Below are 15,765 nucleotides of genomic sequence, written 5' to 3'. Positions count from 1 at the left end.
ATTATTAAAGAACTGAATTTTCTAAAGTGTTTTAGGCTTTTTTAGTTAGAAAGTAGGAATATATGATTAAACATTACGGTAAACTCATCTTTCCAACAATTCAGTTAAATGATGAAAAAATTGCTCGGCATTATTAAAAAAGAAGGTTACAGTTATTGTATTCAATGTGGTAATAAAGATCATAATTATATGTCAAAGTACTATTCTTCCTTTTTAGAAAAAGAAATCATTTACTGTAGGCGATGTATTCAATTAGGAAGGATGGATAGCATCACAGATTATAGAATTACTGAAAGTGTACAAGTAGCTACTAAAGGGAAGTTTGAATTACCTTTTACATTGTCTAAGCAACAACAGTATGCATCTGACGCTATAATTAAAGCAATTAAAAATGCAGAAGATCTCTTACTATATGCAGTAACAGGTGCAGGTAAAACAGAAATGATGTTTGATGGAATTAGTTTGGCAAGACAACTCGGACACAATGTGGCTATATTATCACCTAGAGTAGATGTAGTGATTGAAATTAGCCATCGTATCAAAGAGGCTTTTAAAGATGAACAAATAGATATTTTGCATCAGAAACAATCACAAAAGTATAATGGGCATTTTGTTATCGCAACAGTGCATCAATTATATAGATTCAAACAACACTTTGACACTGTGTTCATTGATGAAGTCGAGGCCTTTCCATTATCTATGGATCCCAACCTCTCGTTAGCAATACAAACCGCTTCTAAAGCAATTCATTCTCATATTTATATGACAGCAACACCACCGCGTCAACTTATTAAACAAATGTCCTCTCATAAAGTGATTAAACTTCCAGCACGATTTCATAGACAACCACTACCCGTACCTCACTTTAAACATTTCAAATTAAATACTTCTCGCGTCCAATCTCAGTTAATTCATCTTTTTCAAGCACAAATTAAACAACAACGGTACACTTTGGTATTTTTTAATCATATCGAAACTATGAAAGATGCATATCATAAGTATCGGGCTCATATTCCTAATCTCATATGTGTCTATAGTGAAGACGTATATAGATTTGACAAGGTAGAAGCACTTCGTCGAGGTGAGCACTCAATTGTTTTTACAACGACTATACTGGAAAGAGGATTCACCATGGCAAGACTAGACGTTATCGTCATAAATGCCGAAACATTTTCTAAAGCAGCGTTAATACAAATAGCAGGACGTGTAGGACGTAAAATGGAAGAACCCAAAGGCCTTGTATTATTTCTTCATGAGGGTGTAAGTCTATCAATGATAAAAGCTAAAAAGGATATTACTGAGATGAATCGTTTAGGCTATGAAAGAGGATGGCTAGATGCCTAGATGTATTCAATGTATGACGCCATTGAAAGAAGTCATTCATGTATATAATATCTTCAAACCACCCTCTCAATTTTGTGAACGTTGTGAACAGTTGTGGAATAATATAACAATCACAAATCATGAGGATAGATGTTCTAAATGCCTAAACATAAAAACTTCCAATTCAAATGTCTGTCTAGATTGCCAATTTTTGGAAAAGGAATTCAAATTGATGGATCAATTATATTGCCAATATCGATATCAAGGTATAATGAAAGATACGTTACAACAATATAAATTCATGCGGGATTATGAACTTTCTAATGTGTTATCACAAAAATTGCAGTTGCCTCAAACAGATTATGATCTAATTGTTCCTATACCATCGCCATTTGAACGCGATGCTGAAAGAACATATAATCCAGTTGTTACAGTTTTAGATAAAATGGGCGTTGATTATGTGAATGTTTTAGGAACCAATATACGTCCTAAACAATCTGAATTAGGTAAATTAGAGCGTGCTAATGCCTCCAATCCGTTTTATGTAAAGGAAGTAGACATCGACTTAGAAGATAAAGTAATACTGCTCATTGATGATATTTATACAACAGGATTAACAATACATCATGCAGGGTGTAAATTATTATCATTAAATGTCAGAAAATTCAAAGTGTTTGAGTTTGCACGATAAACCAAACGTGGTAAAATATAAGTAAGCATTACCAATATAAGAGGTTAAAGGAGAGATTACTATGATTAGATTTGAAATTCATGGAGATAACCTCACTATCACAGATGCAATTCGCAACTATATTGAGGACAAAATTGGTAAGTTGGAGCGTTATTTTAATAATGTGCCTAATGCAGTAGCACATGTTAAAGTTAAAACTTATTCTAACTCAGCTACTAAAATTGAAGTTACTATTCCATTAAAAGATGTAACATTAAGAGCTGAAGAAAGACATGATGATTTATACGCTGGCATTGATTTAATCACTGGTAAATTAGAACGACAAGTACGTAAATATAAAACACGTGTAAATCGTAAACATAGAGATCGTGGAGATCAAGAAGTTTTTGTAGCTGAAGTACAAGAAGCATCACCTGAAGAAGTCAGTGGTGCAGAAGAACCTGTAAGCGATAGCGATATTGAAATTATCCGTTCAAAACAATTTAGTTTAAAACCTATGGATTCAGAAGAAGCAGTATTACAAATGAACTTATTAGGACATGATTTCTTCATCTTTACAGATAGAGAGACAGACGGTACAAGTATTGTTTATAGACGTAAAGACGGTAAATACGGATTAATTGAAACAACTGAATAAAAATTGTACAGACATATTTAGTAATATGTGAAGCGATTATAGAGGCTTTCTATTTATAGTAATAGGAAGTCTCTTTTTTAATTGTATAAGTTTAAGAGTGGCTAAACAGGCTACTCTTTTTTGATTTGAGGTTTTTTATCTAATTAATTGTATAGAAATTTATTTTTTAGAAAATTCTTAATAATATACACAAATATTTCATTTTTAATGCAAATAAATACTTTATTTTAATTTGTTATTAGATTAATACTATAAGTGAAATTATTAAATAATAATTTTAATAATTACAACGAAAAGAAAGGGGTGAAAATTTATGCCTAAAATGATAATTCTTTTTTCTACATGTATTATGTTGATGTCTATGTCGCTATTTTATACACCTGTGAGTCATGCCCAAAGTCTATCCTCTAAACAAACAATGGTGAATCCACAAAATCAAAATAATGCTACTACACAATTCTCAGGGAATACTGATAAATTGAAGAAAGCTAATACTGATGAGGAACCTACGTTTGAAGACTCTAAAGTAAATCAATATATTATTAAAAATCATCTTCAACATTCCCATGTGGTCAATGACCCACGTATGAACACTCTTCCAAAATTGGAATATAAGGAAGGTACATATATTGGTGTTGTAATCCATGAGGTAGGAGAAGATCATCGCTCTTTACAAAAATGGGTTGATAACATGTATGCAACATACAATACAGCATTTGTACACGCATTCGTTGATAATCAAGAAATACATCTTACTGCACCTTCAAAATATTATGTATGGGGTGCTGGACCTAAAGCAAATCCTTACTTCTATCAAATTGAACTAGTAAGAATGTATAACTTTGAAGATTTTGCGAAATCAGTGAATAACCAAGCATGGCTTGCAGCATTCATGTTAAAACAAAATGGAATTACTCCAACACTTGCTGATGAAAATGAAGGTAAAGGTTCTGTTATCAGTCACAACGCAGTAAGCAGATATTGGGGTGGAACCGATCATGTTGATCCGTATGAGTACTATGCAAGATGGGGTTATGATATGCATCAAATGTTTGAATTAATCCAATATTACTATGATAATATGGCGTAAGATTTTATAACCGTAATACATGCATTAGACGAGGCTAGGAGCTTATATTAGGCTTCTAGCCTTATTCGTTTGTTTGCTCTTACTATAAGATTATATTTTTTAAAATAAACAATTTCATTATTATTAATGTATCTTCTATTACACTCAATCATTCAATTGTTTATTGATGGACACATATCTTTGATTATGCTACCGTGGTTTGACGATTCTAAAATTGTATAATTTCATTTTCAGTTGTCTAAACTACGCTTTTTATAATATATTCGAAAATTATTTATTTATGACGAGAAAAAATTGTTTCTATCGTGTTAAAATAAATATGTTGTTGATTTATAGGGATTTATTGAACCATTAATTCAAACTTGTAATAGCTAATCTGAAGTTCATTTTTAGTAAAGAGAGTAACAAGGAAGATAATCGAAAGACTCAAAGTATGAGTATATAAGTATAATTTTAATGGTATTAATGATAAGATAAATTGTTGTAAGCCAAACAGTTTTAGCTAAAGGAGCGACGCATGTAATGGGATTTTTATTGAAAATTGTTGACGGCAATAAAAAAGAAACAAAACGCTTAGGTAAACTAGCAGATAAAGTACTCGCGTTAGAGGAAGACACTGCTATATTAACTGATGAAGAAATTCGTGAAAAAACTAAAGCGTTTCAAAAAGAATTATCCGAAATTGATGATGTTAAAAAACAAAATGATTATTTAGATAAAATTTTACCTGAAGCATATGCACTCGTACGTGAAGGCTCTAAACGTGTATTTAATATGATTCCGTATAGAGTACAAGTTATGGGTGGTATTGCGATTCATAAAGGCGATATCGCTGAAATGAGAACTGGGGAAGGTAAAACTTTAACAGCGACAATGCCAACTTATTTAAATGCTTTGGCTGGTCGAGGCGTTCACGTTATTACAGTCAATGAGTATTTATCAAGTTTTCAAAGTGAAGAGATGGCCGAATTATATAATTTCTTAGGTTTATCTGTCGGTCTTAACTTAAATAGTAAATCTACTGAAGAAAAACGCGAAGCGTATGCACAAGATATTACTTATAGTACAAATAATGAACTTGGTTTCGACTACTTAAGAGATAATATGGTGAATTACGCTGAAGAAAGAGTTATGCGTCCATTACATTTTGCAATTATTGATGAGGTCGACTCTATTTTAATTGATGAAGCGAGAACACCTTTAATTATTTCTGGTGAAGCAGAAAAATCTACATCATTATACACTCAAGCTAATGTATTCGCTAAGATGCTTAAAGCAGAAGATGACTATAATTATGATGAAAAAACAAAAGCTGTTCATCTAACCGAACAAGGTGCTGACAAAGCTGAGCGTATGTTTAAAGTGGACAATTTATATGATGTTCAAAACGTTGAAATCATTAGCCATATTAATACTGCATTACGAGCGCATGTAACGTTACAACGTGATGTGGATTATATGGTTGTAGATGGTGAAGTACTTATTGTGGACCAATTCACAGGACGTACGATGCCAGGACGTCGTTTCTCTGAAGGATTGCACCAAGCTATCGAAGCTAAAGAGGGTGTGACCATTCAAAATGAATCTAAGACTATGGCATCTATTACATTCCAAAACTATTTCAGAATGTATAATAAATTAGCTGGAATGACTGGTACTGCGAAAACTGAAGAAGAAGAGTTTCGTAATATTTACAATATGACAGTAACTCAAATTCCTACGAATAAACCTGTCCAACGTATTGATAAGGCAGATTTAATTTATATTAGTCAAAAGGGTAAATTTGACGCTGTAGTTGAAGATGTTGTTGATAAGCATAAAAAAGGACAACCTATCTTATTAGGTACAGTGGCAGTAGAAACGTCAGAATATATTTCAAATCTACTTAAAAAACGTGGTATTAGACACGATGTATTAAATGCGAAAAACCATGAACGTGAAGCAGAAATCATTGCGAACGCTGGTCAAAAAGGTGCTGTTACAATTGCGACAAACATGGCTGGACGTGGTACAGATATTAAACTTGGCGATGGTGTTGAAGACCTTGGCGGACTTGCTGTAATAGGTACAGAACGTCATGAATCACGTCGTATTGATGACCAGTTACGTGGTCGTTCAGGACGTCAAGGTGATAGAGGTGACAGTCGTTTCTATCTATCACTTCAAGACGAATTAATGGTTCGTTTTGGTTCAGAACGTTTACAAAAAATGATGAATAGACTTGGTATGGATGATTCAACTCCAATAGAATCTAAAATGGTATCAAGAGCTGTTGAATCTGCTCAAAAACGCGTAGAAGGTAATAACTTTGATGCGCGTAAACGTATCCTTGAATACGATGAAGTACTACGTAAACAACGTGAAATTATTTATAATGAACGAAACGAAATTATAGATAATGAAGATAGTTCACAAGTAGTCAATGCTATGTTACGTTCTACACTTCAACGAGCTATCAACTATTACGTTAATGAAGATGATGACAACCCTGATTATGCACCATTTATTAACTACGTGAATGATGTCTTTTTACAAGAGGGAGACTTAGCGGAGTCTGAAATTAATGGTAAAGATTCTGAAGACATCTTTGAAGTTGTATGGGCAAAAATCGAAAAAGCTTATGACCGTCAGAAAGAAAAATTAGGTGATCAAATGAGCGAATTTGAACGTATGATTTTATTACGTTCTATCGATAGTCATTGGACAGACCATATCGATACAATGGATCAGTTACGTCAAGGTATCCATCTACGTTCATATGCACAACAAAACCCTCTCCGTGACTATCAAAACGAAGGTCATGAATTGTTTGATATCATGATGCAAAATATTGAAGAAGATACTTGTAAATATATCTTAAAATCTGTAGTTCAATTTGAAGATGATATTGAACGTGAAAAAACAAAAGATTTAGGTGAGGGTAAACACCTTACAGCTGAAGATGGTAAAGAAAAAGTAAAATCTCAACCTATTGTAAAAGGTTACCAAGTAGGGCGTAATGACCCTTGTCCATGTGGTAGTGGTAAAAAGTACAAAAATTGCCATGGCCAAGCATAATTAAGCACTAAATAGTGTATTGTTTAATAATGAAGACTGAGGCATACAAATGGCTCGGTCTTTATTATTATTTATTGATATTGATTTCGAACCTTCAAAGTTTTAAAAGTTTGAAGGTTAATTTTCATGAAGACGAATTTCATGTAAGATATAGTATGATAAATACTAAAAGCGCTAAAGATTCAGTAATAGGAGAGAAAATCAATGGAATTATCTGAAATTAAACGTAATATTGATGAATACCAAAATAATTTAAATCAAATTAGGGGGTCTCTTTGACTTAGAAAATAAAGAGACTAATATTCAAGAATACGAAGAAATGATGGCAGACCCAGACTTTTGGAATGACCAAAGTAAAGCCCAAGAAATTATAGATAAAAATAACGCCTTAAAATCGATAGTAAATGGGTATCGTGATTTAGCCAATGAAGTTGATGATATGAGTGCAACCAGAGAATTGTTACAAGAAGAATATGATGAAGATATGAAAGAAGAACTTGAGAGCGATGTGATTCAATTTAAAGATAAAATGGATCAATTTGAATTACAGTTGCTTCTAGACGGGCCACATGATGCAAATAATGCCATATTTGAACTTCATCCTGGAGCTGGAGGAACAGAATCACAAGATTGGGCGAGTATGTTATTAAGAATGTATCAACGTTACTGTGAACAAAATGGTTTCAATGTTGAGACAGTGGACTATTTACCCGGTGATGAAGCTGGCGTGAAAAGTGTAACGTTATTGATTAAAGGTCATAATGCCTATGGTTACCTTAAAGCAGAAAAAGGCGTGCATCGATTAGTTAGAATTTCGCCATTTGATTCATCAGGTAGACGTCATACGTCATTTGCTTCTTGTGATGTGATTCCAGATTTCAATAATGATGAAATCGAAATAGAAATTAATCCAGATGATATAACAGTTGACACATTTAGAGCTTCAGGAGCCGGTGGTCAGCACATCAATAAAACAGAATCAGCTATCAGAATTACTCACCATCCATCAGGTATTGTAGTAAATAACCAAAATGAACGTTCACAAATTAAAAACCGAGAAGCGGCAATGAAGATGTTAAAATCTAAGTTATACCAACTAAAACTAGATGAACAAGAACGTGAAATGGCTGAAATTCGCGGCGAACAAAAAGAAATTGGATGGGGAAGTCAAATACGATCTTATGTTTTCCATCCGTATTCTATGGTTAAAGACCATCGTACAAATGAAGAAACTGGTAAGGTTGATGCTGTTATGGACGGCGATATTGGGCCATTTATAGAGGCATATTTAAGAAAAGAAATGGACAATCAAGAAAGTTAATGGTTTAAAATCCTCATTTATTAGTCTTCACGATTAGTAAATGAGGTTTTTAATGTGATGAGTATTTAGCCAGAAATATTTTGCGTATTATAATTTTTATTAATAATATGTAATTTGCAATTTAATATATTACCAGATAGAGTTTTATATTCGGAAAAGTAACCCTTTACACCGTTATTGTAAAGATAGTTAGCGTTTTATATAGTATTTTTGTAATCATTCTCTTTTTACTGTTATATTAAATCGTTATAACATTAAACATCTAGAGGATATGATGTGCTATATTTAGACTTGTAAATTTAAGAACAAATCAGCAAAGGAATGACAACTAGATGAAAAAAACGCTAACTGTAACTTTAAGTTCGATTGCAGCATTTTTTGCAATCAACACTGCAGCTAACGCTCAAGAATCAGAGGCGTCTCAACAGGACGTAAATTCATCAGACGTTGTTTCAACGAATCAATCTAACTTAGGAACGTATATAGTTAAAGCAGGAGATTGTTTATATAATATCGCAGTAGAACACGGTATCACTTTAGAGTAATTATATACATTAAACCCGGGAATTAAACCACTTATTTTCCCTGGTGATAAAATAGTTGTTTCAGAGAATGGTGCTCAACCAGTGCAATTTGAAAGCGAGGAAATCGCTATTCCTCAAACTACTAATGAGTCGACTTCAATTGATGAGTCAGGTGTTACTTATGAAAATTATGAAACACCAATCAATGTATCACAAACTTCTTATAACGGTTTAAGAAGTGTTGCGAATGCGGGTAACTTGTATACTGATGGTCAATGTACTTACTACGCATTTAATCGTCGTGCTGAATTAGGTAGACCAATTGGTAGTTTATGGGGTAATGCTAGTAACTGGGCAGCATCAGCTAGCCAAGCTGGATTCAATGTAAACAATACACCTGAAGTAGGAGCGATCTTCCAAAGTGCTCCAGGACAAAATGGTGCAGGTGCATATGGACATGTAGGAGTAGTTGAGTCAGTAAATCCTAATGGCACATTAACTGTTTCTGAAATGAACTGGAACGGTGGCGTAAACGTTAAATCTTATAGAACAATTTATAATCCAGGTTCTTATAATTATATTCATTAAAAGAATAATTGATATAAGTGAAAGAGAAATAAGTTCATCCAAATAGGGATGTTAAGTATTAAATAAAAGATTAAAACACTTATTTATGGATTAGATTATTAGTGTAATTATGCTAAACAAGGTTGAGACAATGTTAATTGTTTCAGCCTTGTTTTTGTATATTAAGGGATAAATACTATGTCATCAACGTATTAAGAAGGCTACTTAAACGCTCAATGAAATTTAATTATCAGAAATCGAGAGTTTTAGGTATGTATAAACTAGAATCTCTTATCTTTATAGAAAATTAATATATAAAAATATGAATTTACTTTCAATAATAGTATGGCTTGATATAATAACTATAAGTAAATAGACAAACTTCGTTTACAGGGAGGTATCGTGATATGGGTGTACATCAATATTTTAAAAGGCTTTCTGATTTAGAAAAGTTAATAAGACTACCGGGTAAGTTTAAATATTTTGAACATAATGTCGCTGCACACTCGTTTAAAGTGACTAAAATTGCCCAGTATTTAGCAACTGTTGAAGAATACCATGGAAATGAAATAAATTGGAAAAGTTTATATGAAAAGGCGTTAAATCACGATTTTGCTGAAGTTTTTACCGGTGACATTAAAACCCCTGTTAAATATGCCAGTAGAGAATTAAAGAAATTATTCTCCCAAGTCGAAGAAGAAATGGTAGATACATTTATTAAAGAAGAGATTCCTAAACAATATCAAAATGTTTATCGAGAACGACTTCAAGAAGGTAAAGATGATTCTTTAGAAGGTCAGATTCTCTCTGTGGCAGACAAAATTGATTTATTATATGAAACTTTTGGAGAAATTCAAAAACGTAATCCAGAACCTTTATTCTTTGAAATTTACGAAATGAGCCTAGAAACAATTATTCAATTTGATCATTTAAATTCAGTGAAAGACTTCATAGACAATGTTATTCCCGAAATGCTTACGGAAAACTTCATTCCAAGAACTGAGTTACGTGAAACGACTATGACAATCTTAAACAGAAGAAATGGGTGACGATAATGATTTGGTATGCATGTGCCGCCTTTTTTCCTTGTATATTAGTGGTATTATTTAGTGTTGTCACTAGAAGTAAATGGATAGGTACATTATTAACACTAATATTAATAGGTACTTCGATTTATAAAGGTTTTTTCCATAATGAATGGATTATTTTTATAGATGTAGTGAGTCTTCTAGCAGGCTATCTCATCATTGATAAATTGAAATTTCATAAGAACCAAGATGATTCTCGTTAGGGTTTTATCAATATGTATAAGGACAAACAAATCTTTTGAAGGTTCAAGAAGATTGTTTTATAGTATCTTTAAACAACAAAGACTTAAATTAAATAACTTTTTTAAACAAGCATGGTGTCTCGCTATGTTTGTTTTTATTTTCAAAAAATCCTAAGCGAACAAACGTTTGCTTTGAGTGTTATAAATTTGTTAGAATAGAATATAATAAAACTTAAGTTTATAAACGTGAATGTTAAACTCTAAATGAGTGAGAAATCAAATAGGAGGCGTATGTCAGAATGGTTGAACATGTTCCATTTAAGTTGAATTCTGAATTTGAACCACAGGGGGATCAACCCCAAGCGATACAAAAAATTGTTGATGGTGTTAATAATGGGAAGCGACATCAAACTTTACTTGGTGCGACGGGAACAGGTAAAACATTCACTATGAGTAACGTCATCAAAGAAGTTGGGAAGCCTACATTAATTATTGCCCATAATAAAACATTGGCTGGACAGCTTTATAGTGAGTTTAAAGAATTCTTCCCTGAAAATAGAGTAGAATATTTTGTAAGTTATTATGACTATTATCAACCAGAAGCTTATGTCCCATCGACAGATACTTTCATAGAAAAGGACGCCTCCATCAATGATGAAATCGACCAATTACGTCATTCGGCTACAAGTGCATTATTTGAACGCGATGATGTAATAATTATTGCTAGTGTAAGTTGTATTTATGGTTTAGGTAATCCGGAAGAATATAAAGATTTAGTAGTTAGCGTTAGAGTTGGAATGGAAATGGATCGTAGTGAATTGCTAAGAAAATTAGTAGATGTCCAATATACACGTAATGACATTGACTTCCAACGTGGTACATTTAGAGTGCGTGGAGATGTTGTAGAGATTTTCCCTGCCTCTAGAGAAGAAATGTGTATTAGAGTAGAGTTCTTTGGGGATGAAATTGATCGTATCAGAGAGGTCAATTATTTAACTGGTGAAGTAATTCGAGAACGTGAACATTTTGCTATCTTCCCAGCTTCTCACTTCGTAACTCGTGAAGAAAAAATGAAAGTTGCAATTGAACGCATTGAGAAAGAATTAGAAGAACGACTTAAAGAATTACGCGATGAAAATAAATTATTAGAGGCTCAACGCCTTGAACAGCGCACAAATTATGATTTAGAAATGATGCGTGAAATGGGGTTCTGTTCAGGTATCGAGAATTATTCTGTTCATCTTACATTGAGACCTCTAGGCTCAACGCCTTTTACATTGCTTGATTATTTTGGTGACGATTGGCTTGTGATGATTGATGAATCACACGTTACTTTACCACAAATTCGTGGTATGTATAACGGTGACAGAGCACGTAAACAGGTGCTTGTAGATCATGGATTCCGTCTACCAAGTGCACTTGATAATAGACCTTTAAAATTTGAAGAGTTTGAGGATAAAACTAAACAACTTGTCTATGTTTCTGCTACGCCAGGACCTTATGAATTAGAACACACTGATGAAATGGTTGAACAGATTATTCGTCCAACTGGATTACTTGATCCTAAAATTGATGTTCGTCCGACTGAAAATCAAATAGACGATTTACTCAGTGAGATTCAAGAACGAATAGATAGAGATGAACGTGTATTAGTAACTACATTAACTAAAAAAATGAGTGAAGATTTAACAACATATATGAAAGAAGCGGGTATTAAAGTTAACTACTTACACTCTGAGATTAAAACATTAGAACGAATAGAAATTATTCGGGATTTACGTATGGGAACTTATGACGCTATTGTAGGAATCAATCTATTGAGAGAGGGTATTGATATACCTGAAGTATCTCTAGTAGTTATACTTGATGCTGATAAAGAAGGATTTCTACGTTCAGATCGTTCTTTAATTCAAACAATAGGTCGTGCAGCACGTAATGATAAAGGTGAAGTAATCATGTATGCAGATAAAATTACTGATTCAATGCAATATGCAATTGATGAAACACAAAGACGTCGAGATATTCAAACAGCTCATAATAAGGAACATGGCATAACTCCTAAAACTATTAATAAGAAAATACACGATGTTATTAGTGCTACAGTGGAAAGTGATGAGACGAACGATCAGAAACAAACAGAACTACCTAAGAAAATGACTAAAAAAGAAAGACAAAAAACGATTGAAAATATAGAAAAAGAAATGAAAAAAGCAGCTAAAGATTTAGACTTTGAGAAAGCAACGGAATTAAGAGATATGTTATTTGAATTAAAAGCAGAAGGGTGACGTTTAAATGAAAGGACCGTCAATAGTCGTTAAAGGCGCACGTGCACACAATTTAAAAGGAGTAGATATTGAACTACCCAAAAATAAACTTATTGTAATGACTGGGCTTTCAGGCTCTGGTAAGTCTTCGTTAGCGTTTGATACGATTTATGCGGAAGGACAAAGACGATATGTGGAGTCTTTAAGTGCATATGCACGTCAGTTTTTAGGTCAAATGGATAAGCCAGATGTTGATACAATCGAAGGTTTATCACCTGCCATTTCTATAGATCAAAAAACAACTAGTAAAAACCCACGGTCAACTGTTGCAACTGTAACTGAAATCTATGACTATATACGTCTGCTTTATGCACGCGTAGGTAAACCTTATTGTCCACATCATGGAATAGAAATAGAATCTCAAACTGTTCAACAAATGGTGGATAGAATTTTAGAACTTGAAGAACGTACAAAAATACAACTTCTTGCACCTGTAGTCTCTCATAGAAAGGGAACACACGAAAAATTAATTGAGGACATTGGTAAAAAAGGTTATGTACGCTTACGTGTCGATGGAGAAATCGTAGATGTAAATGAAGTACCTGAACTTGATAAGAATAAAAATCATACTATCGAAGTTGTTGTTGACCGCTTAGTTGTTAAAGATGGAATTGAAACACGCTTAGCAGATTCAATTGAAACTTCCTTAGAATTAGCGGAAGGTAACTTAACTGTTGATGTAATAGATGGTGATGAACTGAAATTTTCTGAAAATCATGCATGTCCAATTTGTGGATTCTCAATTGGTGAGTTAGAGCCAAGAATGTTCAGTTTTAATAGTCCATTTGGTGCATGTCCAACATGTGATGGTCTTGGTCAAAAACTAACAGTAGACATGGATTTAGTAGTTCCTGATAAAGATAAATCATTAAATGAAGGTGCAATTGAACCATGGGAGCCAACAAGTTCTGACTTTTATCCAACATTGTTAAAACGTGTATGTGAAGTTTATAAGATTAATATGGATAAACCATATAAAAAACTAACAGATAGACAAAAAAATATTTTGATGCACGGTTCTGGAGATAAAGAAATTGAGTTTACTTTCACTCAACGTAACGGTGGAACACGTAAACGCAAAATGGTATTCGAAGGAGTCATTCCTAATATCAATCGACGCTACCATGAGTCTCCTTCTGAATATACACGTGAAATGATGAGTAAGTATATGACAGAACTTCCATGTGAAACGTGTCATGGTAAACGATTAAGTCAGGAAGCTTTATCTGTCTATGTTGGTGGTTTTAACATTGGTGAAGTCGTGCAGTACTCCATTAAAAATGCGTTGAATTACTATGAAAATATTGAATTAAGTGAGCAAGATAGAGCGATAGCGAACCAAATCCTTAAAGAAATTATTTCAAGATTATCTTTCTTAAATAATGTAGGTTTAGAATATCTTACCTTGAATCGTTCGTCTGGTACTTTATCAGGTGGGGAAGCACAGCGTATTCGTCTTGCAACCCAAATAGGTTCAAGATTAACTGGCGTATTGTATGTATTAGACGAACCTTCTATTGGGTTACATCAAAGAGATAATGATCGCCTAATAAGTACATTAAAAGAGATGAGAGATTTAGGAAATACGTTAATTGTTGTTGAACATGATGATGATACCATGAGAGCAGCAGATTATTTGGTAGATGTTGGTCCGGGAGCAGGTAATCATGGTGGAGAAATTGTTTCAAGCGGCACACCTGCTAAAGTAATGAAAGATAAAAAATCATTAACTGGTCAATATTTAAGTGGAAAAAAACGCATTGACGTTCCAGAGCATAGACGAGAAGTAACTGATAAAAAAATTAGCATTAAAGGTGCTAGAAGCAATAATCTCAAAAATGTAGATGTTGATTTTCCATTATCAGTGATGACTGTTGTTACTGGAGTGTCTGGTTCAGGTAAAAGTTCATTAGTTAATGAAATTTTATATAAATCTCTTGCTCAAAAAATTAATAAATCTAAAGTAAAACCTGGAGATTTTGACAAAATCGATGGTATCGATCACTTAGATAAGATTATTGATATTGATCAATCTCCAATTGGTAGAACTCCACGTTCAAATCCAGCTACTTATACTGGTGTTTTCGACGATATAAGAGATGTCTTCGCTCAAACGAATGAAGCTAAAATTCGAGGATATCAAAAAGGTAGATTTAGTTTTAACGTTAAAGGTGGACGTTGTGAAGCTTGTAAAGGTGACGGTATCATTAAGATAGAAATGCATTTCTTACCAGATGTTTATGTCCCTTGTGAAGTATGTGACGGTAAACGTTATAATCGAGAGACTTTAGAAGTAACATACAAAGGAAAGAATATTGCTGATGTATTAGAAATGACTGTTGAAGAAGCAACACATTTCTTTGAAAATATTCCAAAAATAAATCGAAAGCTTCAAACACTTGTTGATGTCGGCTTAGGTTATATCACTCTAGGACAGCAAGCGACAACTCTTTCAGGTGGTGAAGCTCAACGTGTAAAATTAGCTTCTGAATTGCATAAGCGTTCTACAGGACGTTCTATTTATATCCTTGATGAACCTACAACTGGATTGCATGTTGATGATATTAGTCGCTTGTTAAAAGTTTTAAATCGATTAGTAGAAAACGGTGATACAGTTGTGATTATTGAGCATAACTTAGATGTGATTAAAACAGCAGATCACATTATCGATCTCGGACCTGAAGGTGGAGAAGGCGGAGGTACAATAGTAGGAACTGGTACTCCAGAAGAAATCGCTGAAAATAAAGACTCTTATACGGGAGCGTATTTAAAACCTGTTTTAAAAAGAGATACTATTGAATAATTAAATAGTTAGTTAGTAAAAGCAAAACTTCAAAGCTTTAGTTACCCATTACTAACGCTAACCAACTTCGATAGGCTGGGACATGAATCTTGTCCCGGTCTTAATTCTTGTTTAAATTGATAACTTTTTTAAATTTTTTTATTATATTCATGCAACAC

General features: G+C 33.3%; 9 protein-coding genes and 2 pseudogenes. All 11 read left to right on the top strand.

Annotated features, from left to right (window positions below; translation table 11 throughout):
• Positions 1-62: 62 nt before the first annotated feature.
• The 11 genes and pseudogenes from V6C74_RS09670 (at position 63) to uvrA (ending at position 15,607) form a co-directional block, all read left to right on the top strand.
• Positions 63-1,344, top strand: a pseudogene (locus tag V6C74_RS09670) (DEAD/DEAH box helicase family protein).
• Positions 1,337-2,014, top strand: a complete 678-nt coding sequence (locus V6C74_RS09665; RefSeq protein ID WP_029625723.1) for a ComF family protein — start codon at positions 1,337-1,339, stop codon at positions 2,012-2,014. The pseudogene V6C74_RS09670 and the gene V6C74_RS09665 overlap by 8 nt, the downstream one beginning before the upstream one ends.
• A 61-nt stretch (positions 2,015-2,075) precedes the next feature.
• The gene (gene raiA, locus V6C74_RS09660) at positions 2,076-2,651 is read left to right on the top strand and encodes a ribosome-associated translation inhibitor RaiA (RefSeq protein ID WP_002452742.1); all 576 of its coding nucleotides are present in this window, start codon (positions 2,076-2,078) and stop codon (positions 2,649-2,651) included.
• Between the two features lie 313 nt (positions 2,652-2,964).
• Positions 2,965-3,741 (top strand): N-acetylmuramoyl-L-alanine amidase, encoded by a 777-nt coding sequence (locus V6C74_RS09655; RefSeq protein WP_002452743.1) that lies wholly within the window; start codon positions 2,965-2,967, stop codon positions 3,739-3,741.
• Positions 3,742-4,263: 522 nt separating this feature from the next.
• Entirely contained in the window at positions 4,264-6,798 is a 2,535-nt protein-coding gene (gene secA, locus V6C74_RS09650) for a preprotein translocase subunit SecA (protein ID WP_002452744.1), read from the top strand.
• A gap of 204 nt (positions 6,799-7,002) precedes the next feature.
• Positions 7,003-8,119 (top strand): peptide chain release factor 2 gene (prfB, locus tag V6C74_RS09645; RefSeq protein WP_100209050.1). Its coding sequence is split into 2 segments (ribosomal slippage): positions 7,003-7,074 and positions 7,076-8,119, totalling 1,116 coding nucleotides; the frame shifts between segments, so codons are not numbered across the junction.
• Positions 8,120-8,451: 332 nt separating this feature from the next.
• Positions 8,452-9,231 (top strand): annotated as a pseudogene (locus V6C74_RS09640) (CHAP domain-containing protein).
• A 386-nt stretch (positions 9,232-9,617) separates the two neighbouring features.
• A complete protein-coding gene (locus V6C74_RS09635; RefSeq protein ID WP_002452747.1) occupies positions 9,618-10,259 on the top strand; it encodes a YfbR-like 5'-deoxynucleotidase in 642 nt (213 codons plus the stop codon).
• 5 nt (positions 10,260-10,264) lie between these two features.
• A complete protein-coding gene (locus V6C74_RS09630; RefSeq protein WP_002452748.1) occupies positions 10,265-10,501 on the top strand; it encodes a CsbA family protein in 237 nt (78 codons plus the stop codon).
• Positions 10,502-10,779: 278 nt separating this feature from the next.
• Positions 10,780-12,765, top strand: a complete 1,986-nt coding sequence (uvrB, locus tag V6C74_RS09625; RefSeq protein ID WP_002433232.1) for an excinuclease ABC subunit UvrB — start codon at positions 10,780-10,782, stop codon at positions 12,763-12,765.
• 7 nt (positions 12,766-12,772) lie between these two features.
• The gene (gene uvrA / locus V6C74_RS09620) at positions 12,773-15,607 is read left to right on the top strand and encodes an excinuclease ABC subunit UvrA (protein WP_002452749.1); all 2,835 of its coding nucleotides are present in this window, start codon (positions 12,773-12,775) and stop codon (positions 15,605-15,607) included.
• The last annotated feature ends 158 nt before the right edge of the window (positions 15,608-15,765 follow it).

The organism is Staphylococcus capitis subsp. capitis, from assembly GCF_040739495.1.
In the GTDB taxonomy this organism is placed as follows: Bacteria; Bacillota; Bacilli; order Staphylococcales; family Staphylococcaceae; genus Staphylococcus; species Staphylococcus capitis.
Note: the sequence above shows the minus strand (reverse complement) of the source record. Positions and strands in the feature narration are given on the sequence as shown.

Excerpts from the sequence above, each read along its gene's own strand:
- V6C74_RS09635 (WP_002452747.1), top strand. The coding sequence starts at position 9,618 with ATGGGTGTACATCAATATTTTAAAAGGCTTTCTGATTTAGAAAAGTTA.
- uvrB (WP_002433232.1), top strand. The coding sequence starts at position 10,780 with ATGGTTGAACATGTTCCATTTAAGTTGAATTCTGAATTTGAACCACAG.
- V6C74_RS09630 (WP_002452748.1), top strand. The coding sequence starts at position 10,265 with ATGATTTGGTATGCATGTGCCGCCTTTTTTCCTTGTATATTAGTGGTA.
- uvrA (WP_002452749.1), top strand. The coding sequence starts at position 12,773 with ATGAAAGGACCGTCAATAGTCGTTAAAGGCGCACGTGCACACAATTTA.
- V6C74_RS09665 (WP_029625723.1), top strand. The coding sequence starts at position 1,337 with ATGCCTAGATGTATTCAATGTATGACGCCATTGAAAGAAGTCATTCAT.
- secA (WP_002452744.1), top strand. The coding sequence starts at position 4,264 with ATGGGATTTTTATTGAAAATTGTTGACGGCAATAAAAAAGAAACAAAA.
- raiA (WP_002452742.1), top strand. The coding sequence starts at position 2,076 with ATGATTAGATTTGAAATTCATGGAGATAACCTCACTATCACAGATGCA.
- V6C74_RS09655 (WP_002452743.1), top strand. The coding sequence starts at position 2,965 with ATGCCTAAAATGATAATTCTTTTTTCTACATGTATTATGTTGATGTCT.